Here is a 23333-nt window from a genome sequence, read left to right on the forward strand (position 1 = left end):
CATCCGCCCCGCACGGCGTCCGGCCGCGTCGGCCGCCTGGGCTCACCGTTCGGCGACCGCCTGGAAGCCCTTGCCGTTTGTGCTGGTCAGCGCGATCGTGCGATGGCCGAGCCGATAGACCAGCGGCCGGGCGAGGCGTTCGGTCAGGTGTTTCTCGACGCCCATGAGTGAGCCGTCGCACATCCTGCGGGTGGTCCTCGGACTGCCCAGGGTGAGGTGACCGTCCCGTACGGTCGCCCTGGCCGTGAACCGGTTGCAGCCGAGGCTTCCGGACGCCCTGCCCGCCTTCCGGTCCAGGGTGAACCACGCCTTGCCGGCGGCCGTGACCGGCAGCGAGGAGGCGACGTCCCCGTCGACCAGCGCGGTGATCCGCCACCTGGTGCCGCCCAACGGCGCGTCGCTCTCCCTGGACAGCCGCACCCGGTCCCCGTCCTCGGTGGTGAGGGTCAGCCTGCCGTGGTCGACGGCGGCGGTGACGGAGCGGCCCGCGAGCGCCCGGGAGAAGGCCGCCTCGAAGGCCATCGGGGCCTTGCCGCAGGCCATCTCGGTGGCCTCGGCGGGGCCGAAGTCGATACGGCGGCCCCGGAAGGCGGCGGGCGCGCCGAAGCTGTTGCAGCCGTAGTTGCCGTGGGCCCGGCCGTGGTCGTCGATCCGCAGGTACGCGCCGCCGGGGGCCTTCCGGGTGGTGGCGCCGGAGGTGAGGCTGTCCACCCGCCAGTGGACGCCGGTGACGGACGCGCCGGTGCCCGGGGAGACGGAACCGCTGCCGCCGCCCGGCGTGGCTCCGGCGGCGCCGCCCGACGCGGCGCCGGTGCCGCAGGCCACCGCCAGCGGGAGCAGGGTCAGCACGGTGAAAAACAGTCGGTGCTTGTCCATGGGGGTGGGACGGGTGGGGCTCGGGCGCGGTTCCACGGCCGCGCCCGGCCTCTCAGGCCATCAGGGGCAGCAGGGGGCCCAGGTCGGCCCGTTCGCCGCTCGCGCTGACCTTGGCGTCGGCACGCGCGGAGTCCCAGGAGGTACGGCCCGTCGCCAGCCGGATCCAGGTCAGCGGGTCGGTCTCGACGACATTCGGCGGGGTGCCGCGGGTGTGGCGGGGACCCTCGATGCACTGCACGACGGCATAGGGCGGCACGCGTACCTCCGTGGAGGCGCCGGGCGCCTTGACGGCGAGCGCGTCGGCGAGCAGCCGGGTGCAGGCGGCGAGGGCCTGACGGTCGTACGGGATGTCGAGACCCTGGACGGCGGCGTTCAGATCGTCGGTGTGGACGACGAGCTCCACGGTGCGGGTGACGAGGTAGTCGGCCAGCGGCATGGCGCCCGCGTTGGTCTCGAGCAGCCGGCTGGCGGGCGCTTCGGCGAGGCGCCGCGTGAAGTGCTTCTCCGTGTCGGCGAGGAAGGCGTCGAGGTCGGGGTGCTGCTCGGCCAGTGCGCGGGCGATGCCGGCGAGGGCGCCGGAGTCGGCGGAGGTGGCGAGGGGCCAGTCGAGGAGGGTGGCGTTCTGCCGGGCCGGCTCCGGCCTGTCGAGGAAGCGGCCGACGGCCTGGAGGGCCATGCCGATGTGCGCGACCAGTTCCCGTACGGTCCAGTCCCCGAGCCGGGTGGGGAGCGCGAGTTGCCCGGGGGTGAGGGTCTCCACGGCTTGTCGTACGTTTCCGAACTGGGCGAGGACCGCGGCGCGGATCCTTGTGGCGTCGTACGTCCGTGTGCGCTTCTTGGCCGGGGGCATGCCCGTGAGCCTATGCCTTCACCGCGTACCCGTTCAGGCCCTTCGCGAGCAGGTCGAAGGCGCGGTGGGCAGCGTTCGGCGGCGTCGGTGGCGACCTCGTCGACGTCTCGCCGCCGTCGATGCGGCGGTGGTGCTCCCCGACGAGGGCGTTGAGGGCGGCACTCAGCGTGGCGGCGGCGATCAGGGCGAGCGTGCCATCGGAGGCTCGGCGGTCTCCGCGGTCGTCTTCCTCCACTCCTCCACCTGTTGGCCATCACCCCCGCAGCGACATCTGCCTGTGGTGGCTCCGCGCCGGGCTCCCGGAGTCCTACGTCGGCGCGTGGGACGCCGTGTTCGTCCGCGTGGCCGCCCTCATGGTGGTGTGTCCGCAGCCGGCGCTGCGACTGCCCGGGACCACCCGGCACAGGGCGCACCGGCACCGGCGAGCGAGCCCGTCGCGGCCTGACGGCCACGGCGGCAGGCCCCGCCCGTCGCAGCGGGCGGGGCCTGCACCGTCGTACGGCCCGGGTCTACTTGAGGAGTGCCGGGATCGTTCCCTCGTGGGCCTCGCGCAGCTCCGCCAGCGACAGCTCGAACTCGCCCTGGACTTCCACCGTGTCACCGTCCACGACACCGATGCGGGTGGCGGGCAGGCCGCGCGCGCCGCACATGTCGTTGAAGCGGACCTCCTCGGAGCGCGGCACCGCGACGATCGCGCGGCCCGCCGACTCGGAGAAGAGGAAGGTGAACGCGTCCAGCCCGTCCGGCACGATCAGCCGCGCGCCCTTGCCGCCGAGCAGCGCCGACTCGACCACGGCCTGGACCAGACCGCCGTCGGACAGGTCGTGCGCGGAGTCGATCATGCCGTCGCGGGAGGCGGAGATCAGGATCTCGGCCAGGAGCCGCTCACGCTCCAGGTCGAGCTGCGGCGGCAGACCGCCGAGGTGGTCGTGGACGACCTGCGACCACGCCGAACCGCCGAACTCCTCACGGGTGTCGCCGAGGACGTAGAGCAGCTGGCCCTCCTCCCGGAAGGCCACCGGCGTACGGCGGGCGACATCGTCGATGACACCCAGCACCGCAACGACCGGGGTCGGGTGGATGGCCACCTCGCCCGTCTGGTTGTAAAGGGAGACGTTGCCGCCGGTCACCGGGGTGCCCAACTGCCGGCAGGCGTCGGCCAGTCCGCGGACGGCCTCCGCGAACTGCCACATCACGGCCGGGTCCTCGGGCGAGCCGAAGTTCAGGCAGTCGGAGACGGCGAGCGGCCTGGCGCCCGTGGTGGCCACGTTCCGGTACGCCTCGGCGAGCGCGAGCTGCGCGCCCGCGTACGGGTCGAGCTTCGCGTACCGCCCGTTGCCGTCGGTCGCGATGGCGACACCGAGCCCGGTCGTCTCGTCGATGCGGATCATCCCGGAGTCCTCGGGCTGGGCGAGGACCGTGTTGCCCTGGACGAAGTGGTCGTACTGCGACGTGATCCACTTCTTGGACGCCTGGTTGGGGGACGCCACCAGCCTCAGGACCTGGTCCTTGAGCTCTTCGGACGTCTCGGGCCGCGGCAGCTTGTTCGCGTCGTCGGCCTGGAGCGCGTCCTGCCACTCGGGGCGGGCGTACGGGCGTTCGTAGACCGGGCCCTCGTGCGCGACCGTCCGCGGGTCCACGTCGACGATCTTCTCGCCGTGCCAGTAGATCTCCAGCCGGTCCCCGTCCGTCACCTCACCGATGACGGTGGCGATGACGTCCCACTTCGCGCAGATCTCCAGGAAACGGTCGACCTTCTCCGGCTCGACGACCGCGCACATCCGTTCCTGCGACTCGCTCATGAGGATCTCCTCCGGCGAGAGCGTGGAGTCGCGCAGCGGCACGTCGTCCAGGGTCACGCGCATACCGCCGGAGCCGTTGGACGCCAGCTCCGAGGTGGCGCAGGACAGACCGGCGGCGCCGAGGTCCTGGATGCCGACGACCAGCTTCTCCTGGAAGGCCTCCAGGGTGCACTCGATGAGCAGCTTCTCCTGGAAGGGGTCGCCGACCTGGACGGCCGGGCGCTTGCTCGGCTTGGCGTCGTCGAACGTCTCGGAGGCGAGGATCGAGGCGCCGCCGATGCCGTCGCCACCCGTACGGGCGCCGTAGAGAACGACCTTGTTGCCCGCGCCGGAGGCCTTCGCGAGGTGGATGTCCTCATGCCGCATGACACCGATGGCGCCCGCGTTGACCAGCGGGTTGCCCTGGTAGCAGGCGTCGAAGACGACCTCGCCGCCGATGTTGGGCAGGCCGAGGCAGTTGCCGTAGCCGCCGATGCCGGCGACGACACCCGGCAGGACGCGCTTGGTGTCGGGGTGGTCGGCCGCGCCGAAGCGCAGCGGGTCGACGACGGCCACCGGCCGCGCCCCCATCGCGATGATGTCGCGCACGATGCCGCCGACACCGGTCGCGGCGCCCTGGTAGGGCTCCACATAGGACGGGTGGTTGTGCGACTCGACCTTGAAGGTCACCGCGTAGCCCTGGCCGACGTCGACGACACCGGCGTTCTCGCCGATGCCGACGAGCAGGGCGTCGGACTCGGGGGCCTTCTCACCGAACTGGCGGAGGTGGACCTTGGAGGACTTGTACGAGCAGTGCTCGGACCACATGACCGAGTACATGGCGAGCTCGGCGCCGGTGGGGCGGCGGCCCAGGATCTCCACGACCCGCTCGTACTCGTCCTTCTTCAGGCCGAGTTCGGCCCAGGGCAGCTCGACGTCGGGGGTCGCGGTCGCGTGCTCGACCGTGTCCAGAGGCGTCCGGCTCATGCGCCCACCAGCTTCTTGAGGATCGACGTGAAGAACGGGAGCCCGTCGGTACGCCCGGTACCGATCAGCGGCTCGACGGCGTGCTCCGGGTGCGGCATGAGGCCGACGACGTTCCCGGCCTCGTTGGTGATGCCGGCGATGTCGCGGAGCGAGCCGTTCGGGTTGAAGTCCAGGTATCGGAAGACGACCCGGCCCTCGGCCTCCAGCTTGTCGAGCGTGTACTCGTCGGCGACGTACCGGCCGTCCATGTTCTTCAGCGGGATGTGGATGTCCTGACCGGCGGTGTAGTCGCTGGTCCAGGACGTCTCCGCGTTCTCCACCCGCAGCTTCTGGTCGCGGCAGATGAAGTGGAGGTGGTCGTTGCCGAGCATCCCGCCCGGAAGGAGGTGGGCCTCGGTGAGGATCTGGAAGCCGTTGCAGATGCCGAGGACCGGCAGCCCGGCCTTCGCCTGCTCGATGACGGTCTCCATCACCGGCGAGAAGCGGGAGATGGCACCGGCGCGCAGATAGTCGCCGTACGAGAAACCGCCCGGCAGCACCACGGCGTCGGCCTGCTTGAGGTCCTTGTCCTTGTGCCAGAGAGCGACGGGCTCGGCGCCGGCGAGGCGGATCGCGCGCTGCGTGTCCCGGTCGTCGAGGCTCCCCGGGAAAGTGACGACGCCAATACGAGCGGTCACTTGGCGGCCTCCGCCACTTCCTCCACCTTGACGGTGAAGTCCTCGATCACGGTGTTGGCGAGGAAGGATTCCGCGAGCTCATGGATGCGGGCAAGCACGGCGTCATCGACCGGCCCGTCCACCTCGAGTTCGAATCGCTTTCCCTGACGTACGTCGGAGATGCCTTCGAAACCGAGCCGCGGCAGGGCGCGCTGGACCGCCTGGCCCTGGGGGTCGAGGATCTCCGGCTTGAGCATGACGTCGACTACGACGCGTGCCACTGGCACTCCCGATGTGTGGTGCTGAGCAGGTTCCTTCAGACTACCCGCACAAAATTTCTACTCGCGTAGATTGGTAGCTTCCTACGTGAGCCCCATCACGATCCCGCAACGCCGGGCGGTCTCTGGACGGAAAATCCTTGGAAAAACCGCAGAAGAGCGGCGGCGGAGCATTGCCGGTGGACACGCGGACGTATTCAGTCGGTCTTCACAATGCAATGCCGGGCACTGTACAAAGGAAATGGCAATAGCCGATACTTTGCCCAATTACTGCCGGACAGTCGACATCTCCCCGGCATCCCCGGACGTCCGCGCACGTCATGGCGGATGATCGCGGAGGTGCCGCACGAAGGGACCGATATTCGTGGCGCAGCGTGTCGTGGTCACTCTCTTTGACGACATCGACGGCTCAGAAGCGGCGGAAACGATCGTCTTCGGACTGGACGGCAAGTCGTACGAGATCGACCTCAATCAAGCCAATGCCAAGAAACTGCGTAAGGCGCTGGCGCCCTACGTCGAGGCCGGCCGCAAGAAGGCGAAGTCCGGCAAGGCCTACACGCACACGGCGTTGACTCCCGACCCGGCCGCGGTCCGCGCCTGGGCGCGCTCCAACAAGATGGACGTGCCGCCGCGGGGCCGCATCCCCAAGAAGGTCTACGAGGCGTTCGCCGAGGCGCACTGAGGCTGTTCGGGGAGCGGCGCGCCCGGCGTTGGGCCGGGCGCGCCGATCCGCGCACCGGGCGCGCTGACCATTCGGGGGGCGCGCTGACCGTTCCGGGCGCGCGCCGCCCCGTCACGGAGATGTGGCCTCTCGACTCTCTCCTCTCGGGCCGAGGTTCCCGTGTCGGCAGGGGTTGCTGTGTCCGCCGTGGTTCTTGTGTCCGCCGAGGCTTGGGTTCCGGGCTCATGTGCCACCGGGGTCGTGTGCCGCTCGGGGTTTTTGCGCCACTTGGGCGTTCCTGTACCCAGTCTGGCGTTCCCGTCACGGCGGCCTTGTCGTGGCTCGTGGGGGCACGCGGGGCCTCCATCCCGCCCCGTTCGCAGCCGACTTGCGTTGCACCCCAGGTGATCAGCTAGAGTCTGGAGCACGCCGAGGGGCGAGGCCGAAAGGCCGAGGCCCAAGGGGTCACGCGGGTGTAGTTCAGTAGCAGAACACCCCCTTTCCAAGGGGGAGGCGCAGTGTGCAATCCCTGTCACCCGCTCCACGGCACCGGCTCAACCAGTCTTCTGGATCAGGTAAGCTGGTGCTTGCACCGATCGGTGAGAGCCGGTCGGGAGCAATGCGGACGTAGCTCAGTTGGTAGAGCGCAACCTTGCCAAGGTTGAGGTCGCGAGTTCGAGCCTCGTCGTCCGCTCCACGGAGCAAAGGCCCCGGTCAGTCGACCGGGGCCTTTCCCGTGTGCGGGTCCGAGGCGGCGTGGGCCGCACGGACGTCTGACATTTGTCGCACCGAGCGATGACATCGCGCACTCCCGGCCGCTTCGGCACGCGGAGGCGCTTGAACCATGAACACGAACGAGCGCGACGAAGTGATCCAGGTCACGGATCCGCGCCGACTGTACGGGCGGCTTCGAAGCCGTACGCGGGATCCCTTTCGGTGGCCCGCGGCGAGCTCTTCGCGCTCCTCGGCACCTACGGTGCGGGCAAGACCTCGACGGTGGAGCTGCTGGAGGGTCTCGCACCGCCGACCGGCGGGCCGGATGCGGATCCTGGGACATGATCCGCACGAGGAGCGGGCGGCCGTACGCCCCGGAATCGGTCTGATGCTCCAGGAGGGCGGCTTCCCCTCTGAGTTGACGGTCGCGGAGACCGTCAGGATGTGGGCCGACCGCACAAGCGGCGCCCGTCCCACGGAGAGGGCGCTGGAGCTCGTCGGCCTCGCCCACCGCTCGGGCGTCCGGGTGAAGCAGCCGTCCGGGGGCGAGGGCGGCGACCGGTCCCGAGGCACCGGCCATGGCCCGGGCGCACCGGCCCGATGTGGCGGTACTGGATCTCCAGATGCCGGGGCGGACGGTGTGAAGGTCGCCACATCCCTGCGGGCCGAGCTGCCGGCGTGCCAGGTGCTGATCGTCACCGGTCACGGCCGGCCCGGGCATCTGAAACGGGGCCTCGAGGCCGGTGTGCGCGGTTCGTCCCGAAGACCGTCAGCGCGCAGCGGCTCGCGGAGATCATTCGCACCGTGCACGCGGGAAACCGCTATGGAGACCCGGAATTGGCCGCGGACGCGATCTCCGTCGGGGCCGGCGCTGACCGCCCGCCAGGCCGAGGTGCTCGAGCCGGCCGGCGAGGGGGCGCCCGTGACGGAGATCGCCGAGCGGGCCGCGCTGTCGCAGGCAACCGTGAGGAACTGTCCGTCCTCGGCCGTCTCGAAGCTCGGGGCGGAGAACCGTCATGCCGCGGTGCGTCTCGCACGGGAGCGAGGTTGGGTATAGTTGCTCTCGCGCAACGGCGCAGTGCGGACGTAGCTCAGTTGGTAGAGCGCAACCTTGCCAAGGTTGAGGTCGCGAGTTCGAGCCTCGTCGTCCGCTCCACGGAGCAAAGGCCCCGGTCAGTCGACCGGGGCCTTTCCCGTGTGCGGCGGGCGGCCGTCAGGCCCAGCGGACGCCCGTCAGACGCTCGTACGCCTCCACGTACTTCGCCCGGGTCGCCTCCACGATCTCCTGCGGCAGCGCCGGCGGGGGCTGCTCGCCGTTGCGGTCCCAGCCGGCGGCCGGAGAGGTGAGCCAGTCCCGGACGAACTGCTTGTCGAACGACGGCTGGGAGCGGCCCGGCTCCCACCGGTCGGCCGGCCAGAAGCGGGAGGAGTCCGGGGTGAGGACCTCGTCGGCGAGGACGAGGGTGTCGCCGTCGTACCCGAACTCGAACTTGGTGTCCGCCAGGATGATCCCGCGCTCGCGGGCGATGTCCCGGGCACGGCCGTAGACCGCGAGGGTCGCCTGCCGGAGCTGGGCGGCGGTCTCGGCGCCGACCTGGCGGGCGACCTCCTCGTAGGAGACGTTCTCGTCGTGCTCGCCGACCGCGGCCTTGGTGGCGGGCGTGAAGATCGGCGCGGGCAGCTCCGAGCCGTCCACCAGTCCCTCGGGCAGGGCGAGGCCGCAGACCGTCCGGGACTCCCGGTACTCGACGAGACCCGAGCCGGTCAGATAGCCCCGGGCCACGCACTCCACGGGGATCATCCGCAGGGACTTGCAGACCAGGGTGCGGCCGGCCCAGTCGGCCGGGGCGCCGGGCGGGAGCTCGGTGCTCAGGACATGGCTCGGCACCAGATCGCGGAGCTGGTCGAACCACCAGAGCGACAGCTGGGTGAGGATCCGGCCCTTGTCCGGGATCTCGGTCGGCAGCACCCAGTCGAATGCGGACGTACGGTCGCTGGCGACCATCACGAGGTCGCCCGCCTCGTTCTGGTACAGCTCGCGCACCTTCCCGGTGTGCAGATGCACCAGACCCGGCACCTGGACGGGCTCGGGCTTTTCCACGAATCCGGACACGGTTCCTCCCCGTGGTTCTGTCCAATTGGCTCGATTCTCCCGTATGCGGGAAGCGAGCCAGGGGTGGGGGCGGCCGGGGAGGGCTCAGTCCCGCTTGCAGATGCGGTCCAGGAGGTTCGCCGTGGCCTGCTGGATTCGGGCGTCCGTGTGGCCGGGGCGGTCCAGGGCGGGGGACCAGGCGAATGTCCCGGAGGCGAAGACCAGGGCTCCCGACGGGGCCCGGTACAGGGAGGTCTCCTGGTGACGCAGGACGCCCTCGCCGTCCCGGTACGGGGAGTGCGCGAGCAGGATCCGGCCCTGGTGCTCGGGCAGGGGGGCACGGGGGAAGTAACGGTCCGCCTCGCCGGCGACCATCCCGTCCAGTTCGTCACCCTCGTGGGCGCCGGTCGACTCCCACAGCCAGTGCTCGGCGTTGCGGACGACGAGGGGGTGCGGCTCGGGGACCCGACCCGCGTACTGGATGCCGATCATCTCCTGCTCGGGACGGTCGATCTCCCGCCATAGCGCGGGCTTCCCGGGGCCGCGGCGCTTGCGGCAGGTGAGCAGCCGGTCCGGGACCCCGGACGGGGAGGGTCCCAGCTCCACCTGCCAGTACATGGTGTTGGCGGACAGGAACACCAGCGAGGTGCCGTGTTCACGGGCGAGTTCCACGGTGCGGCGCATCTGCGTCGACCAGTACTCGTCGTGGCCGGGGAAGACGAGGCCGCGGTAACGGGTGGGGTCGACACGGCCCGCGTGCAGATCGCGGGCGTCGGCGTAGGCGATGTCGTAGCCGTAGCGCTCGGCCCAGCGGATGAAGTCGTAGGCGTGGCCGACGTGCAGGGGCAGGCCCGCGCCCGCGTACGGACGGTCGAAGGAGACCGTGGTGGCGGCGTCGGCCTCGCCGAGCAGCCGGCCGTTCTCGTCCCAGGCGTGGTAGAGGCTGGCACCGGTGTGCCCGTCCTCGGGATAGAGGTTGTACGCCTGCCAGGTGACGTCGGGAAGCAGCAGGAGCAGGTCCGCGGGGCGGCCGTCGCGGACGGTGAAGGGCACGTGGGAGCGGTAGCCGTCGGCGGTGGTGAGGACCGCGACGTACGCGCCGATGCTCCAGTACGAGGGGACCTGGAGCCGCCAGGAGAGCCACCAGTGGTGGCAGGAGACCGTGCGGTCGGCGGTGAGCGGGGGTGGCTGGACGATGCCGGAGAGACGGGGGCTGGTAGTGATCTTGGATGCGCCGTCGCCGCCGTAGTGCCCGATCCGGTACACGTCGACGGCGAACTCCTGGGGAGGGTCGACGGTGATGCGGAAGTCGATGGCGTCGCCCGGCGCCACCGCGCCCGTCGAGGTGAAGCCCTTGATCTGGCGGTGGACGTCGTCGGCGGAGCGGGGGCCGCTGGTGCGGGGCGCCGGGATACGGGCGCCCGTGGAGCCCTGGGACGGGATGTGGGCCGGTGCCGGGTCCACGTACCAGGGGACCACGTGTCCCGTGTCGTCGAAGTACGTCTCACTTCCCCGGAGCCAGGGAACGGGGCCCTGGCCGAAAGGATCCGTCACGGCATGCGCGAGAGCGCCCGACTCCCAGCGGCGGATGTGCTCCGACCCCATGTGATGTCCCCTCCCTCGTCCCCCGTGAGCCGTCGTCAGCTCTTGCTTTGGCATGTGCCTCGTGCGCTTATCGGTCCCAGCACATCACATTACGCACGCACTCCGTCACCGTTCGTCGTGAATTGACGTGAACGGAATGGGATTCTCCGGCCAGGGGCCGGGGTGCGGAACCGGAGGGCCTGGCATTTCCGCAGGTGGGCGCGGCGGGGCTGTCGACGGATGGGGCGGGTGCGGGCGGGAGCGGGTTCCGGGTCGGCCCGGGCCGAGGGGTCGCGGGTGCCGTCTGGCCGGATGTCAGACCAACCGGACCGGCTTCTCGGCGCGCACCCCCAGGCTCAGCAGCCAGCTGCGCAGCGGGGCCGGGTCGCCCTCCTCGACCAGGGTGAGGACCCGGGGGGCGAGGTCGGCCGCGCGCTCGCCCCTGACCAGGAGGGACGGCCCGTCCAGCCAGTCGAGCCCCGGCACCGCTCCCGCCGTGTCCATCGCCGCGCAGCACACCATCGCGGTGACATGATCCACAAGCAGTTCCCGGCCGGTGCGCGGCGGCTGGAGCGGGAACAGCGGGAGCACTCCCTCGTCCCACAGCGCCGGGATCGGGCCCGGCGCCTGTCCCGCCTCGCCGCCCCCCGCTGTCCGGCCGACGGCCGACTCCTCCCGCGCCATCGCGGCGCTGAGCCCGGCGACGAGGGCGGCGGCGCGCACACCGGCGACCACACCGTCGTCGTCGGCGGCGGCCGTGGGCACCGGCGCCTCGTCCCCGGTGCGTGGCGCCCGGACCGTCAGATACTCCAGCACCCGCTCCAGCGTCGGGCCGTCCGCACCGGGCAGCGTCCTGGGCGTGGGCTGGTGGACGCCCAGGGCGTCCAGAACGCGCTGGAGGCGGGCGGCGTCCATGCGCCACTTGCGGTCGACGACCTCCTCCGGGTAGTCGCGCCAGTCCACGGGAGCCCACTGCGGGCCGGGCTCGGCCGGGCCCCCGTGGAAGAGGCGGGCGGCGAGCAGCGAGGCCGCCTCGTCCATGACACCGGGCTCCTCCAGCAGGTCACAGGCCGGTCGCTCGCCCAGCCGGGAGGTGAAGCCCTCGGCCAGCCGGTCCCGGCGCGACAGCTCGGTCAGCGCCGCGACCACACCCGCGTCCAGCCGCGAGGGCCAGCGGCCCATCCGCCAGGCCGGCAGCGCGACCCGGGTCAGCAGGCGGTCCCAGCCCGCGTACGCCAGCCCCACCTGCTCCTGGGCGACGATCCGCAGTCCGTAGTCCACAGCCTGTGCACGCTCGGCCGCGGCCGCCGCCACCCCCCGCTCCATCTCCGCCGCATGCCCCCGGCAGCTCCGCAGCAGCAGGCGGGCCACCCAGCCGGCACCGGCGAGCAGCGTGCGTATCAGCGGGCTGTGCTCGGGTGCGGCCGTCACGGCCACGGCCGCGTCCAGTCCTCGTACGAAACGGCGGGCCGCCGCTATGTCCGGGTGCGCCGACGGGCCCGTGCCCGCCACGACCGGGGCGAGGACCGCGCGCAGCTCGCCCACCCGCATCCACCACAGGAACGGCGAGCCTATGACGAGCACGGGCGCGGTCGGGGCCCGGTGGGGCCGGGGCGAGGACAGGGCGCGTATCCCCCGCGCCGCGGCCATGTCCTCCCGGACGCGGGACGGCGGGCCGTGGGCACGGTGTGTGCGGTCCTCCAGCCAGCTGTCGCAGTCGGGTGTGAGGGCTATCGCGGACGGGGCCGGGACGTCCAGGCGGTCGGCCAGGTCCCTGACCATCCGGTACAGATCGGGGGCCGCGTCCTCCGGGACCGGGACCGTCGGGCTGACGGCGGGGCGGGCGCGGGCGACGACGAGGGCGATACCGGCGGCGGAGAGCAGCACGACAGCGGCGACGGCGGTCATGACCCAGCGGGCGATCCCCCAGTGCCGGCCGCTGATGTGTCCGGTGGACTCGCCGGCCATGAGCACGATGGCGACGGCGGCGGGCAGCAGGGCGACGGCCAGTGCCCTGCCGCGGATCCGCAGCACGGCAAGAGCCCGTGCGCGCGCGGCCTGCGCGCCCACCTCCACACCCATACCGGTCACGACCGGACGTCACCCCCTCTGTCCCGCCTCTGTACAGCCCGCCTCCGTCCGGCGCGACCTGCGCCGTGACGGTCTCCGTCGTGTCCGTCGCGGAAGACGTCGCCGGACACCCGTGCGTTGCTCACTCCCCCACTGTGGCACCCGCCACTGACATCGCAATGCCGGTGGGCCAAGTGCCGGAACTGCTTGCGCCGCACCCTAGTTGGGGCTCCGGCCGCCGTCAGCCGGATGGGTCACCGCTCACCCGATGGAATGGCTTTGGGGAAAGGTGGATGACGCAGGGCGGGGGCCGGGCTCCGGTTCGCGATCACCGTACGGCGGCCACATGACCACCAGGTGACCACGCTGACGACCACCAGGTGACCACGCGCACATGGCACGGGCCCCACATCCGGAGACGGATGCGGGGCCCGTGGGGTTCATCGTTCAGGCCCGGGCGGCGGCCCCCGCGGCCTTCGCCGCGATGTCCGTACGGTGCTGGGAGCCCTCGAGGCGGATGCGGCCCACCGCCGCGTAGGCCCGCCGGCGCGCCTCGGCGAGGTCCTCGCCGGTCGCCGTGACGGACAGCACGCGGCCGCCCGCGCTCACCACCGCGTCGCCCTCGCGCCGGGTGCCCGCGTGCAGGACGTACGCGTGCGGGGCGTCCTCGGCCGCCACCTCGTCGAGGCCGGTGATCGGATCGCCGGTGCGCGGGGTGCCCGGATAGTTGTGCGAGGCCACGACCACGGTGACGGCCGCGTCGTCGCTCCAGCGAAGGGGTCCGACATCGGCGAGGGTGCCGTTCGCCGCGGCCAGCAGCACACCGGCGAGCGGGGACTTCAGCCGGGCCAGGACGACCTGGGTCTCCGGGTCGCCGAAGCGGGCGTTGAACTCGATGACCCGCACACCCCGCGAGGTGATCGCCAGGCCCGCGTACAACAGACCGGAGAACGGGGTGCCGCGGCGGCGCATCTCGTCGACCGTGGGCTGGAGAACGGTCCGCAGGACCTCGTCGACCAGCTTCGGATCGGCCCAGGGAAGCGGCGAGTACGCACCCATGCCGCCCGTGTTCGGCCCCTCGTCGCCGTCCAGCGCGCGCTTGAAGTCCTGCGCGGGCTGGAGTGGGAGCACCGTCTCGCCGTCGGTGATGGCGAAGAGGGAGACCTCGGGGCCGTCCAGGAACTCCTCGATGACGACGCGCTCGCAGTGGGCCGCGTGCGCCCGCGCGGCGTCGAGATCGGCGGTGACGACGACGCCCTTTCCGGCGGCGAGACCGTCGTCCTTCACGACATACGGGGCGCCGAAGGCGTCGAGCGCGTCCTCGACCTCGTCGGCGTTCGTACAGACGTACGAACGTGCGGTGGGGACGCCCGCCGCCGCCATCACATCCTTGGCGAACGCCTTGGAGCCCTCGAGCTGCGCGGCCTCCCCGGAGGGGCCGAAGACGGGGATGCCGGCCTCGCGCACCGCGTCCGCGACACCCGCGACGAGCGGTGCCTCCGGGCCCACGACGACGAGGCCGACGCCGAGTTCCGCGGCGAGCGCGGCCACGGCGCCTCCGTCGAGGGCGTCGACCTGGTGCAGCTGGGCCACCTCGGCGATGCCCGCGTTGCCGGGGGCACAGTGCAGGGCGGTGACGTCGGGGTCGAGGGAGAGGGAACGGCACAGGGCGTGTTCGCGGGCACCGCTGCCGATGACGAGGACCTTCACGGGGTCAGCCTAACGGGCGCGAGGCCTTGCCCTTGTGGGGGCCGCCGAAGGGAGGCGGGTCGGGGGTTTGTGGCTTTACCCAACCCGTCACTCGTTGGAGAACTCCTCCACCACGGTGGCGCCCAGTTCCCGGACGATCAGTTCATGGCCCGAGAGGGCCGACTCCTCAAGGTCGGGGTCGTCGTCCTCCGGCATGTCGTCCTCGGGCGCGACCGGCCCCCGCGCCGGCGCGGGGGCCGGGGCTGAGGCGGGGCCCGCCGGCGCCGGGGACGGGGCCGCCGCCGGACGCGCCGCCGGTGCCGACTGCTGGAGTGCGGGACGCGGGGCGGCCGCCGCCCCACCGCCGCCACCGGCATTGAAGCCGCCGCCGAAGCCGGAGCCCCCGGAGGCCGGCGGGGCCGAGCCGCCCGACGGGTCGACGATCGCCTCGATCTTCCACTGCACGTTGAACTGCTCGGCCAGGGCCTGGCGCAGCACATCCTCGCTGCCGCTGCTCAGGAAGTTGTCCCGCGCGCCCGCGTTCACGAAGCCCAGTTGCAGCGTCGTGCCGTCGAAGCCCACCACCTGCGCGTTCTGGCTCAGCAGGATCCAGGTGAAGCGGCGGCGGTTCTTCACGGCCTCCAGAATGTTCGGCCACAGCATGCGGGGGTCGAGGCCGCCGGGAGCCGGGACGGCCGCCGCCGCCGGAGCGGACGCGGCGGCCGGAGCGGACGCGGCGGGAGCCGACGCGGCGGCGGGGCCCGCCGATGGCACGGGCGCGGCAGGGGCCTGCCTCCCGCCCGCGGGCGCCGCCGTGGGCCATCCGCCGGGCCGTCGGCCACCGCCGCCGGCCGCGGTGGCGGCGGGCCAGGCGCCGGGAGCGGGAGCAGCCGGAGCCTGCGGCTGAGCGGGGGCGGCGGCCGGAGGCTGAGCGGGGGCGGCGGCCGGAGGCTGAGCGGGGGCGGCGGCCGGAGGCTGAGCCGAGGGGGCCGGGGCCCTCTCCTGGGGCGCGGGCTGCGGGGCCGCGGCGGGCGTCGCCTCACCGTCCTGGCCACCGGGACCACCGGCCCCGTACGCATCCGCGCCGGGCGCCGGCGCACCGACGGGCCCGGTGCCCCCGGACCGCACCGCGGCCCGGGCCGCCGCGGCACCGCCGCCGGGCGGAACGGGCGCCGCGTGCTGCGGCACCGGCCCGGCCATCGCGTCGTGCGCCCCCGGTCCCGGGACATAGCCCATGGCGGGGCCCGCGCCACCGCCGGAGAAGTTGACGCCGCGCTCCAGCCGGTCGAGGCGGGCCATGACCGACCGCTCGTCCCCGTACGCGGCGGGCAGCAGCACGCGCGCGCAGATCAGCTCGAGCTGGAGCCGGGGCGAGGTCGCGCCCCGCATCTCCGTGAGCCCCTCGTTGACGAGGTCGGCGGCGCGGCTCAGCTCGGCCGGGCCGAACACGCCCGCCTGGGCCTGCATCCGCTCCAGTACATCGGCCGGGGCGTCGATGAGCCCCTTCTCGACCGCGTCGGGCACGGCGGCGAGGATCACCAGGTCCCGCAGCCGCTCCAGCAGGTCGGCGACGAACCGGCGTGGATCGTTGCCCCCCTCGATGACCCGGTCCACGACCTCGAAGGCGGCGGAGCCGTCCCCCGAGGCGAAGGCCTCGACCACGGAGTCCAGCAGCGAGCCGTCCGTGTACCCGAGCAGCGAGGTGGCCATGGCATACGTCACACCGTCGGCGCCCGCACCCGCCAGGAGCTGGTCCATGACGGACATGGAGTCACGCACGGACCCCGCGCCCGCGCGCACGACGAGCGGCAGGACCCCGTCCTCGACGGGGATGTTCTCCTTCTGGCACACCTCGGCGAGGTAGTTCCGCAGGGTCGCGGGCGGCACGAGCCGGAAGGGGTAGTGGTGGGTGCGCGAGCGGATGGTCCCGATGACCTTCTCCGGCTCGGTGGTCGCGAAGATGAACTTGAGGTGCTCGGGCGGCTCCTCGACGACCTTCAGCAGCGCGTTGAAACCGGCCGACGTGACCATGTGGGCCTCGTCGATGATGTAGATCTTGTACCGGCTGCCCGCGGGTCCGAAGAAGGCCTTCTCGCGCAGGTCACGGGCGTCGTCCACACCACCGTGCGACGCGGCGTCGATCTCGATGACGTCGATGGACCCCGGTCCGTTCCTCGCCAGGTCACGGCAGGACTGGCACTCGCCGCAAGGAGTCGGCGTGGGTCCCTTCTCACAGTTCAGGCAGCGCGCCAGGATGCGAGCGCTGGTCGTCTTGCCGCAGCCGCGGGGCCCGCTGAACAGGTACGCGTGATTGACCCGGTTGTTCCGCAGCGCCTGCTGCAGCGGGTCGGTGACATGCTCCTGCCCGATGACCTCGGCGAAGGACTCCGGGCGATAGCGGCGGTACAGCGCGAGAGACGACACGCTTACGAGGTTATAGGCGCCCACCGACAACCCGCCCCGCCCCGAGCCGCTCCCCCCACGAGGCCCGCCCGGGCCACCTGCCGGGCAGCCGCTCCCCCCACGAGGGCCGCCCGGGCCACCTGCCGGGAACCACCCTCCCCGCCCGGAAACGGAAAAGACCCCTCACGCACCCGCCAGAGCCGACCTACCCTTGCTGCCTTCCGGCCCTGGGGGAGTTCAGTCAGATAGCGCCGCGTGAGGGGCTGACACCCAGCCTACCCGATCGCCGGGCCCCCGAACGAGTTCGCTAGCACTCCCCGGCGTCATGTAATGTTTCCGGCGGAGGATTCGCCTAGAGGCCTAGGGCGCACGCTTGGAAAGCGTGTTGGGGGCAACCCCTCACGAGTTCGAATCTCGTATCCTCCGCCAGTGCCTCACCGGGCACGATGTCGAAGGGCCCCACTGTTCGCAGTGGGGCCCTTCGACGTGCGTGGTCTCATTTTTGGTCTCATTCGGCTCCGGGCGAGCCCCACAGCTTCTCGCCGACCTGGTCCGCGACTTTCCGGAGCATGAGCCCCGTCACATGCATGTAGCGGGCCCGCATCCGCGCGGCGCCACCCGGCTCCCATCCCATGATCGCGTCCACGATGACGTCCGGGACACCAAGCACGAGGAGGACCGTGGCCGCCGTGTGGCGGGCGTCATGGAGGCGACCGTCCCGCACACCCGCGTCGCGAAGGAGCCGCTTCCACACGTGGTAGTCGGTGTTCGGGCTCAGCGGACCACCAGTCGGCGACGTGAAGACGTAGCCCTTGTCTTCCCAGCCGGCCCCGACCTTCGTGCGCTCCCGGTCCTGCTCTTCCTTGTGCTTGCGGAGCAGCTTGATCAGTGGGTCAGGCAGGCCAACCGTCCGGCGGCCAGAGCGTGACTTCGTGCTCTTGTGCTCGCGCCGGATCTGCTCACGCTTAGGGCAGTAGCCCGGCTTCCTGCCGCACGACTCGCCGCCGCAGCCATGCCGGTACCTCGGCCGGAGCCGATTCCGCCGGATACGCAGGTACCCGGCGTCCAGATCCACGTCATCCCACTGGAGCGCGAGGGCTTCTCCCTGCCGGAGGCCGAGCGCGAGGGCCACGACCCAGCGCGCGCTATTGCGGAGCTTGGATGCCTCCAGGAGCAGGCTTTGCACCTCCTCGATGGTGTACGGCTCCACCTCCTCCTCTTCGAGCCGGGGAGCCCGGGCGATCTCGGCGACATTGCGCGAGACGTGCCCGCGCCGCCGGGCCTCGGCAAGCGCCACGCGCACAGTGCGGTGCACGTGATGAGCCGTCCCGGCCTTGCTGCCCTCACGCTGCATCTTGGCGTAGAAGGCCTCCAGGTGCTCCGGCTCCAGGCGGTCGAGCCGGTGAGCACCGATGCCCGGGACCAGGTGCACTCGCACGTCCACCTCGTACCCGGCGTACGTGTTCTCTGAGACGTACTTCTTCGCGATCTCATATACCCAGTGCTCCAGCCAGCTCCCGAGCGTCCACCTCTCACCCGGCTTGCTGAGGCTCCCCGAGTCGCGCTTGCGCTCGATCTCCCGAACCGCTTTGACGACTTCGGCCTTGGTTTTGCGGCCGACGTGCCGCCGGTCGGGTTTGCCGTCCGGACGGATGCCTACGGTCACACGGCCGTGCCATCGGCCATCGGCACCCTTGTAGATCGAGGCCGCCCCGTTCGGCTCACGGCTCCGCTTCCCCATTACCTGTCCCTCATCGAGGAAGCGCCGCTGCCACGCAGGCGAGCCACGTACGCGGCGAGGGCATCGGCCGGTATGCGCCGCAGACTGCCGACCTTGACCGACTCCAGTTCGCCCGAAGCGATGAGGCCGAAGCACGTAGTCCGGCCGATACCCAGTCGGCGGGCGGCTTCCTCAACAGTCAGGAGGAGGAGCGTCGGGTCGGCGCGCAGCGGGGCAAGTGGGGCTGCAGCTGTGGTCACTTTTCCTCCTTGGAATCGAGGCCGAGCAAGATCAAGACCTCACGGGCCGGCACGACCGCAGAGCCACCGCAAACTGGGCATGGAAAGCGCGGCTCGGTCTGGTGACGGCCATTGCCACCGCACTCCAGGCAGGCGGTCCATTCGTCGGCCCTGAAGGCTGCCCAGCAATCGGCGCAGTCGGCACATGGCAGTTCGCGGCACACCGGGCAGTTTGAGCCCTGCACCGTTCGCAAGCGTTCACGCATGATCGGCTCCCCCTAGGACGGCGAGTTCCTCACGGGCGGTTTGGCGGTTGAGCTGGAGGTCGCGGGCGATGGTGGCGGCGAGGGCGGATTCGCCGGGGGTGTGGCCGTGTCCGGCGTACTGCCAGTCGGCCAGGACGAGGACGGTGTCCGGCTCGGTGTCGTCCAGGCCGAGTGCCTCCTGTTCCTGGGCGGCGCGGTAGTCGGCGCGTTCCTGGCGGAGGGTGCCGAGGGTGGTCGAGTACTGGCGGGACTTGGTGGAGAAGTGGCCGCGGAAGCCGAGCATGTGGGCCCAGGCCCACAGGCGGCGGTCCGGGTACAGGGGGTCGAGCGTCTTGCAGGCCTGGATGAGTCGGCGGGTGTGGTCGGGGACCTGGTGGCGGTCGAGTTCGGCCAGTTCGCCGATGCGGCGGTCGAGGGTGCCGGTGTTCTCGGCGGCTTTGGTGGCGTACTTGGCGACGTAGGAGGCCACGGCCTGTTCGGTGATCTCGGAGCCGTCGCCGAAGGCCTTCACGGGCCGGACGTCGAGCTGGGTGCCCCAGCGGAACGTGCGGGCCGGTTGGTCCTGGGCGGCCGGGACGGAGACCGAGGTGTAGGAGTGCGTGGCGGCGGCACGGATCGCGTCGGTGAGGAGGCCGACCGTTGCCCAGGCGGGTGGTGGGGTGTCCGGGCCGTCCGGGCCGTCGAGGCGGATCACGGCATGGAAGTGCACGGCGCCGCGTTTTTGGAACTCGGCGACCTTGCCGTAGGACAGCCGCGCGCACTCTTTCAGCTCGCGTTGGGAAAGGCCGGCGCGGGCGGCGATTTCGCGGCGGAGTCGGTTGGTGAAGCGCTGCCAGAGCTGTCCGGCGTGGTTGTTGAACAGGACGGCGCCCGCGTAGTCGTAGGTGGCCGGGTCCAGGGCGGTGCCGAGGGTGGGATCGTCGGTGGGGTGGCGGGTGCCGCAGCGGCAGGTGCCGCGGTCCGGGCGGTTGTGGACGGGGCCGAAGGAGGGGGCGGTGAGGGTGGCGAAGACGCGCGGGTGGTCGCGGACGGTGGCGGGGATGTCCCGGCGGTCGTCGCCCGCGAGTCCGGCGCGGATGAGGTGGTAGGTGTCGCCCGCGTAGGTCCAGGCGCAGGCCGGGCAGCGGGAGGCGCGGCGGTTGCCGCAGGCGACGCGGAGGCGTCCACCGGGCTCGTTCTCGGTGGTGTAGTGGTGCAGGGTCTCGCCGGTGGTCTTGTCTTTGTGGAGGATCCAGCCGCGCAGGTGGATGGGGTCGGCGCAGCCGCCGGTGCGGCGGATCTGGTCTTCCCAGCGGGTGTAGTCGGGGGCCGAGGCCACCCTCAGCAGGTCGCTGAGGGTGGTCGGGTCGAGCAGCGTGTCAGGCACGGGCACCCTCCCGGACGGCCGGGCGGTGCACGGTGCCGGTGCCGTGGCAGGCCGGGCAGTGTGCGGTGATGGTGCGCAGGTGGCCGCGGGCGTCGCGGCCTTCGAGGGTGATGGCGGCGGAGGCGAAGCCGTCGCAGTTGCCGCAGATGCGGGGCCGGGGTGTGGTGCGGTGGGTCATGCTGGACGTTCCTTCCGGTTCGCGTGATCGGACAGGGACGGCGCCCGGGCGGCGGATGCTTGGCGGTATCGAGGCCGCCCGGGGGCCGGTCAGCGTCGCTTGGCGTCGGCGTGGATCAGGGAGCGGATCACCAGCGCGCAGACGGCGACGGACACGCCGGTGATGGCGACCGCGAGGAGCATCGAGACGAGGACGGCGCCGACGACCAGGACTACGGCCGTGCCACCGCCGACCAGGGCGACGACGGCGCCGGGGGTGAGCTGGACCGTCGGACGGTACGTTGTGGGCGCGGCCGGGGCAGGGGCCGGGCGGTGCTGCATCACGGCGGTGGGCTCGACGACGGCGGGCGGGGTCACTCGTCCGGTCGGGGTGGGCATGGTCGGGATCTTGGGGCGGAGCATGGTGGATCTCCTTTCGCTGCGGGCTACTTGACGGCTGCGTTGATGGCGGGGGCGAGGAGGCTGTCGGCGAGGAGGTAGCCGCCCAGGAGCAGGATGGCGATGAGCCACCAGGGCGGGCGGATGAGCTTGATGCCGAGCCATCCGACGACGAGCAGGGCGAACCAGAGAGGGACCTGCATGGCGGGGGTCTCCTAGCGGACGCGGCAGCGGTGGGTGCGGGCGGCGAGCTGGGCGGCGGAGGCACTGGAGTAGTCGGCGGACCAGCCGCAGCGGTCGGCGGTGCACACGGCGGCGTGTTTGGTCCGGCCGTTGCGGTCGCGGTGCGTGCCGATCTGCACCGGGCCGATACTCATCACGGAGTGGAAGTGGTCGCGGGCAGGCATGACGCTCAGTCCTCCTTGGTGAAGTCGTCGGCGTGGTCGGTGAGCCACCGGCGGATCTCGGCGGACTCGTCGGAGTCGGCAGCGAGGATCACGGGCTCAGCGGTGGCCATGGCTTCGGTGAGGCGTCCCTGCCGGGTCAGTTCGGCCGCCCGTTCAAGGGCGCGGCGGGTCGAGTCACGCATGTCTGATCTCCGTCCTGGTCAGGCGAGGTGGGCGGCGATGGCGTCGGCGAGGTGGGGCGGGACGCCGAGGCGGGCGCGCAGGGTGTCGGTGTCGATCGGGGAGCCGGTGCGGGTGCGGTACTCGTCGGCGACCTTGCGGGCGTGGTCGACCAGCACCGCCGGAACCGCAGGCGCCGGGGCGGAGACGGGCAGAGCCGGGGCGGCGTCCTGGATGGGTGCCGGAGCGGGTTCGTGCTGGGGCTCCGGAGGCGGGGTGGTGACGTGCTCGGATCCGGGATCAGGTGCCGGGGTGGGGGTGGGTGCCGACGGGACCGGCACCCGGTGCTCGGCTGAGTGCGCCAGGAGAGTTCCGCCGAGGAAGGCGACGGCGGGCCATCCGGCGATGCCGAGGCGGAGCAGAGCGGGCGGATTGGCCAGGTTCAGGAATCCGGCGGTCGCGACGTTGGCGCCGAGTGAGGCGAACAGGGCGACGATGAACCAGCACCAAGCCAGCCGGGACGGCCCATCGGAGCGGAGGCGTCGCCAGGCGGCGACCAGGAGAAGGTCAACGCTGATCGGGTACGCCCAGGCCTTCCATCCAGACTGTCCGGCCGCAGCGGCCAGGTCATGCAGGTGGGCGAAAGACAGGGCCCCAGCGATGACGGCCTGAACGAGGACGGCGTCCGGGCGGATCGAGCGGGTCATGGTGTGCTCCTCCTTTCGGCTCAGAACAGGGGCAGTTGGCCGTGTGAAGCGGTGGGGCTCGTGGCCGGTGCGGCGGTCCGGATGGCGTCGAGGACGCGGGTACGCCAGCGCAGGGCGTACTCCAGGCAGTTGGCGCAGTTCTTGTGCGTGGTGTGGCCGGGCAGAGCGGGCCGGTAGCGGGCGTGGGAGCTCCAGGCGGCGGAGTCCGCGGAAGCAAGCAGATGGCCGACCTTGGCCAGGCCAAGGGTTTTGAAGCCGAAGCCGTGCAGGCGCAGCCCGTGGGCGGCCATGGCGGTGACGATGGCAGCGCCCTCGCGGGTGGACTGCAACCGGCACACCGAGCCCAGCCCCACGACCGGTTCCCGCCGGAGGTCGGCCCCGGCCCGCTCGTACATCTCCAGGCAGCGTTCATAGTCGGGGATCGTGCGGCCCTGCAGGACCGGGATGATCCGCAGGTCCGGCGCCAGGGAGCGCAGGTCCAGGAAATTGGCCACGGTGCGGCGCTGGTGCTCGATCACGCTCAGGTGGGTACCGGCGAAGTGCAGCGGCCCGGCCGTGCCCCCGTGGATGATCAGGTCCTCGCACATCCAGTCCTGCGGGGCGGCCCAGTCGTAGGGTCCGACGCACTCCCAGATGCGCCGCAGGTCGCCCACGTACTGGCGAGGGCTTCGTGTCCACTGCCCGTGACGCTGGAGTTCGGTGAAGCCACCGGAGTCCACCGCGTACGGCCCCTGGGCCTCATCCAGCCTGACCGCGTTGGCGAAATGCTCGGACTTCACGAACAGTGGCACCTTGGTCAGCCGCACCCAATGGCGCTTGTGGGTGGTCAGGTAGAAGCGCATCGCGGGAGCTCCCTCACGCAGCCGGGTTCGGATCGAGGCCGGTGCCCCAGCAGGTGAGGCACAGGCCGCTCTGGCGGTCGTCGGTGATCCGGCCCTTGCGGGAGCCGACCCGGACGGCTTCGGTGATCTCGCCGTTGCCGTCGCAGCCCGGGCACTTCGCGGGCTCAGGCTTGGGCGGGGCCGTCTTGCGGCGGGGGGCGGGCCGTTTCGCGCTGGCCACGGTCACCCCTCGCCGGGGTACTCGGGACCCTCGTTGGGGTCGTAGCCGGGCGGGAAGAGGCCCGGGGGCGGTTCGGGCAGCGAGACGGCCAGGGAGGGGCTGACGGCTTCCACGAAGTCGAGGTCTGCGCCGGTCATGTCGGCGTAGAGGGCGAGTTGGCCCAGGAGGAGCACGGTGCGGGCGAAGTCCTCGCAGTTGGGGCACATGCCGG

At 71.8% G+C, this 23333-nt stretch carries 24 protein-coding genes, 4 tRNA genes, 1 other RNA gene and 2 pseudogenes; 7 read left to right on the top strand and 24 right to left on the bottom strand.

Annotation, left to right across the window (positions count from 1 at the left end; genetic code table 11):
• Positions 1-42 precede the first annotated feature (42 nt).
• The 6 genes from ACIP94_RS32920 to purS form a co-directional block, all read right to left on the bottom strand.
• The gene (locus ACIP94_RS32920; RefSeq protein ID WP_402433939.1) at positions 43-876 is read right to left on the bottom strand and encodes an META domain-containing protein; all 834 of its coding nucleotides are present in this window, start codon (positions 874-876) and stop codon (positions 43-45) included.
• A 52-nt stretch (positions 877-928) separates the two neighbouring features.
• Positions 929-1726, bottom strand: a complete 798-nt coding sequence (locus ACIP94_RS32925) for a sterol carrier family protein (RefSeq protein WP_402433942.1) — start codon at positions 1724-1726, stop codon at positions 929-931.
• Positions 1727-1736: 10 nt separating this feature from the next.
• The gene (locus ACIP94_RS32930; RefSeq protein ID WP_402433945.1) at positions 1737-1961 is read right to left on the bottom strand and encodes a hypothetical protein; all 225 of its coding nucleotides are present in this window, start codon (positions 1959-1961) and stop codon (positions 1737-1739) included.
• A gap of 274 nt (positions 1962-2235) precedes the next feature.
• The gene (purL, locus tag ACIP94_RS32935) at positions 2236-4494 is read right to left on the bottom strand and encodes a phosphoribosylformylglycinamidine synthase subunit PurL (protein WP_402433948.1); all 2259 of its coding nucleotides are present in this window, start codon (positions 4492-4494) and stop codon (positions 2236-2238) included.
• Positions 4491-5171 (bottom strand): phosphoribosylformylglycinamidine synthase subunit PurQ, encoded by a 681-nt coding sequence (gene purQ, locus ACIP94_RS32940; protein WP_402433951.1) that lies wholly within the window; start codon positions 5169-5171, stop codon positions 4491-4493. Before purQ ends, purL begins: the two co-directional genes overlap by 4 nt.
• Positions 5168-5431: a phosphoribosylformylglycinamidine synthase subunit PurS gene (gene purS, locus ACIP94_RS32945; protein ID WP_356132307.1), complete on the bottom strand. Its 264-nt coding sequence runs from the start codon at positions 5429-5431 to the stop codon at positions 5168-5170. The genes purQ and purS overlap by 4 nt, the downstream gene beginning before the upstream one ends.
• Positions 5432-5792: 361 nt before the next feature.
• Here purS and ACIP94_RS32950 point away from each other — a divergent pair, with 361 nt between their 5' ends.
• The 6 genes and pseudogenes from ACIP94_RS32950 (at position 5793) to ACIP94_RS32975 (ending at position 7959) form a co-directional block, all read left to right on the top strand.
• Positions 5793-6110, top strand: a complete 318-nt coding sequence (locus tag ACIP94_RS32950; protein ID WP_351230561.1) for an Lsr2 family protein — start codon at positions 5793-5795, stop codon at positions 6108-6110.
• A 448-nt stretch (positions 6111-6558) separates the two neighbouring features.
• A tRNA-Gly gene (locus ACIP94_RS32955) sits at positions 6559-6633 on the top strand.
• A gap of 77 nt (positions 6634-6710) precedes the next feature.
• Positions 6711-6786: transfer RNA gene (locus ACIP94_RS32960), tRNA-Gly, on the top strand.
• A 187-nt stretch (positions 6787-6973) separates the two neighbouring features.
• Positions 6974-7353 (top strand): annotated as a pseudogene (locus tag ACIP94_RS32965) (ATP-binding cassette domain-containing protein); the annotation flags it as partial.
• A pseudogene (locus tag ACIP94_RS32970) lies at positions 7349-7860 on the top strand (DNA-binding response regulator); the annotation flags it as partial. The pseudogenes ACIP94_RS32965 and ACIP94_RS32970, both read left to right, overlap by 5 nt.
• A 23-nt stretch (positions 7861-7883) precedes the next feature.
• Positions 7884-7959 (top strand) — tRNA-Gly (locus tag ACIP94_RS32975).
• 57 nt (positions 7960-8016) lie between these two features.
• Here the strand turns inward: ACIP94_RS32975 and ACIP94_RS32980 are convergent.
• The 6 genes from ACIP94_RS32980 to ffs all read right to left on the bottom strand — a co-directional run bounded on the left by ACIP94_RS32980 (position 8017) and on the right by ffs (position 16909).
• Positions 8017-8916 (bottom strand): phosphoribosylaminoimidazolesuccinocarboxamide synthase, encoded by a 900-nt coding sequence (locus tag ACIP94_RS32980; protein WP_402433955.1) that lies wholly within the window; start codon positions 8914-8916, stop codon positions 8017-8019.
• 84 nt (positions 8917-9000) lie between these two features.
• Positions 9001-10500, bottom strand: a complete 1500-nt coding sequence (locus ACIP94_RS32985) for a N,N-dimethylformamidase beta subunit family domain-containing protein (protein ID WP_402433958.1) — start codon at positions 10498-10500, stop codon at positions 9001-9003.
• A gap of 294 nt (positions 10501-10794) precedes the next feature.
• The gene (locus ACIP94_RS32990) at positions 10795-12561 is read right to left on the bottom strand and encodes a hypothetical protein (protein ID WP_402434129.1); all 1767 of its coding nucleotides are present in this window, start codon (positions 12559-12561) and stop codon (positions 10795-10797) included.
• A gap of 435 nt (positions 12562-12996) precedes the next feature.
• Entirely contained in the window at positions 12997-14259 is a 1263-nt protein-coding gene (gene purD / locus ACIP94_RS32995) for a phosphoribosylamine--glycine ligase (protein WP_402433961.1), read from the bottom strand.
• 87 nt (positions 14260-14346) lie between these two features.
• On the bottom strand, positions 14347-16662 hold the full coding sequence (locus ACIP94_RS33000; protein WP_402433964.1) for a DNA polymerase III subunit gamma and tau: 2316 nt from the start codon (positions 16660-16662) through the stop codon (positions 14347-14349).
• A gap of 150 nt (positions 16663-16812) precedes the next feature.
• An RNA gene (gene ffs, locus ACIP94_RS33005) (signal recognition particle sRNA small type) lies at positions 16813-16909 on the bottom strand.
• A 73-nt stretch (positions 16910-16982) separates the two neighbouring features.
• Between ffs and ACIP94_RS33010 the strand changes: the two genes are divergently transcribed.
• A tRNA-Ser gene (locus tag ACIP94_RS33010) sits at positions 16983-17070 on the top strand.
• A gap of 79 nt (positions 17071-17149) precedes the next feature.
• Here ACIP94_RS33010 and ACIP94_RS33015 read toward each other — a convergent pair.
• The 12 genes from ACIP94_RS33015 to ACIP94_RS33070 all read right to left on the bottom strand — a co-directional run bounded on the left by ACIP94_RS33015 (position 17150) and on the right by ACIP94_RS33070 (position 23328).
• The gene (locus tag ACIP94_RS33015) at positions 17150-18382 is read right to left on the bottom strand and encodes a tyrosine-type recombinase/integrase (protein WP_402433966.1); all 1233 of its coding nucleotides are present in this window, start codon (positions 18380-18382) and stop codon (positions 17150-17152) included.
• Positions 18382-18621, bottom strand: a complete 240-nt coding sequence (locus ACIP94_RS33020) for an excisionase family DNA-binding protein (protein WP_402433969.1) — start codon at positions 18619-18621, stop codon at positions 18382-18384. The genes ACIP94_RS33015 and ACIP94_RS33020 overlap by 1 nt, the downstream gene beginning before the upstream one ends.
• A 237-nt stretch (positions 18622-18858) precedes the next feature.
• Positions 18859-20232 carry a replication initiator protein RepSA gene (gene repSA / locus ACIP94_RS33025; protein ID WP_402433972.1) on the bottom strand — a complete coding sequence of 458 codons (1374 nt, stop codon included), beginning with the start codon at positions 20230-20232 and terminating at the stop codon, positions 18859-18861.
• Positions 20225-20410: a hypothetical protein gene (locus ACIP94_RS33030; protein WP_402433975.1), complete on the bottom strand. Its 186-nt coding sequence runs from the start codon at positions 20408-20410 to the stop codon at positions 20225-20227. The genes repSA and ACIP94_RS33030 overlap by 8 nt, the downstream gene beginning before the upstream one ends.
• 89 nt (positions 20411-20499) lie before the next feature.
• Positions 20500-20811: a SpdD-like protein gene (locus ACIP94_RS33035; RefSeq protein WP_402433978.1), complete on the bottom strand. Its 312-nt coding sequence runs from the start codon at positions 20809-20811 to the stop codon at positions 20500-20502.
• A 23-nt stretch (positions 20812-20834) separates the two neighbouring features.
• The gene (locus ACIP94_RS33040; RefSeq protein ID WP_402433981.1) at positions 20835-20990 is read right to left on the bottom strand and encodes a hypothetical protein; all 156 of its coding nucleotides are present in this window, start codon (positions 20988-20990) and stop codon (positions 20835-20837) included.
• A gap of 12 nt (positions 20991-21002) precedes the next feature.
• A complete protein-coding gene (locus tag ACIP94_RS33045; protein WP_311698312.1) occupies positions 21003-21194 on the bottom strand; it encodes a mobile element transfer protein in 192 nt (63 codons plus the stop codon).
• A 5-nt stretch (positions 21195-21199) separates the two neighbouring features.
• Complete coding sequence (locus ACIP94_RS33050) at positions 21200-21376, bottom strand: hypothetical protein (RefSeq protein WP_402433985.1); 177 nt, start codon at positions 21374-21376, stop codon at positions 21200-21202.
• 18 nt (positions 21377-21394) lie between these two features.
• A complete protein-coding gene (locus ACIP94_RS33055; protein ID WP_402433988.1) occupies positions 21395-22060 on the bottom strand; it encodes a DUF2637 domain-containing protein in 666 nt (221 codons plus the stop codon).
• 20 nt (positions 22061-22080) lie between these two features.
• Positions 22081-22902, bottom strand: coding sequence for a hypothetical protein (locus ACIP94_RS33060; protein ID WP_402433991.1), 822 nt, complete (start codon positions 22900-22902; stop codon positions 22081-22083).
• A gap of 13 nt (positions 22903-22915) precedes the next feature.
• Positions 22916-23122, bottom strand: a complete 207-nt coding sequence (locus ACIP94_RS33065) for a hypothetical protein (RefSeq protein ID WP_402433994.1) — start codon at positions 23120-23122, stop codon at positions 22916-22918.
• A gap of 2 nt (positions 23123-23124) precedes the next feature.
• Positions 23125-23328, bottom strand: a complete 204-nt coding sequence (locus ACIP94_RS33070; protein WP_402433997.1) for a hypothetical protein — start codon at positions 23326-23328, stop codon at positions 23125-23127.
• Between the last annotated feature and the right edge of the window lie 5 nt (positions 23329-23333).

The organism is Streptomyces sp. NPDC093261, assembly GCF_044753645.1.
GTDB lineage: Bacteria > Actinomycetota > Actinomycetes > Streptomycetales > Streptomycetaceae > Streptomyces.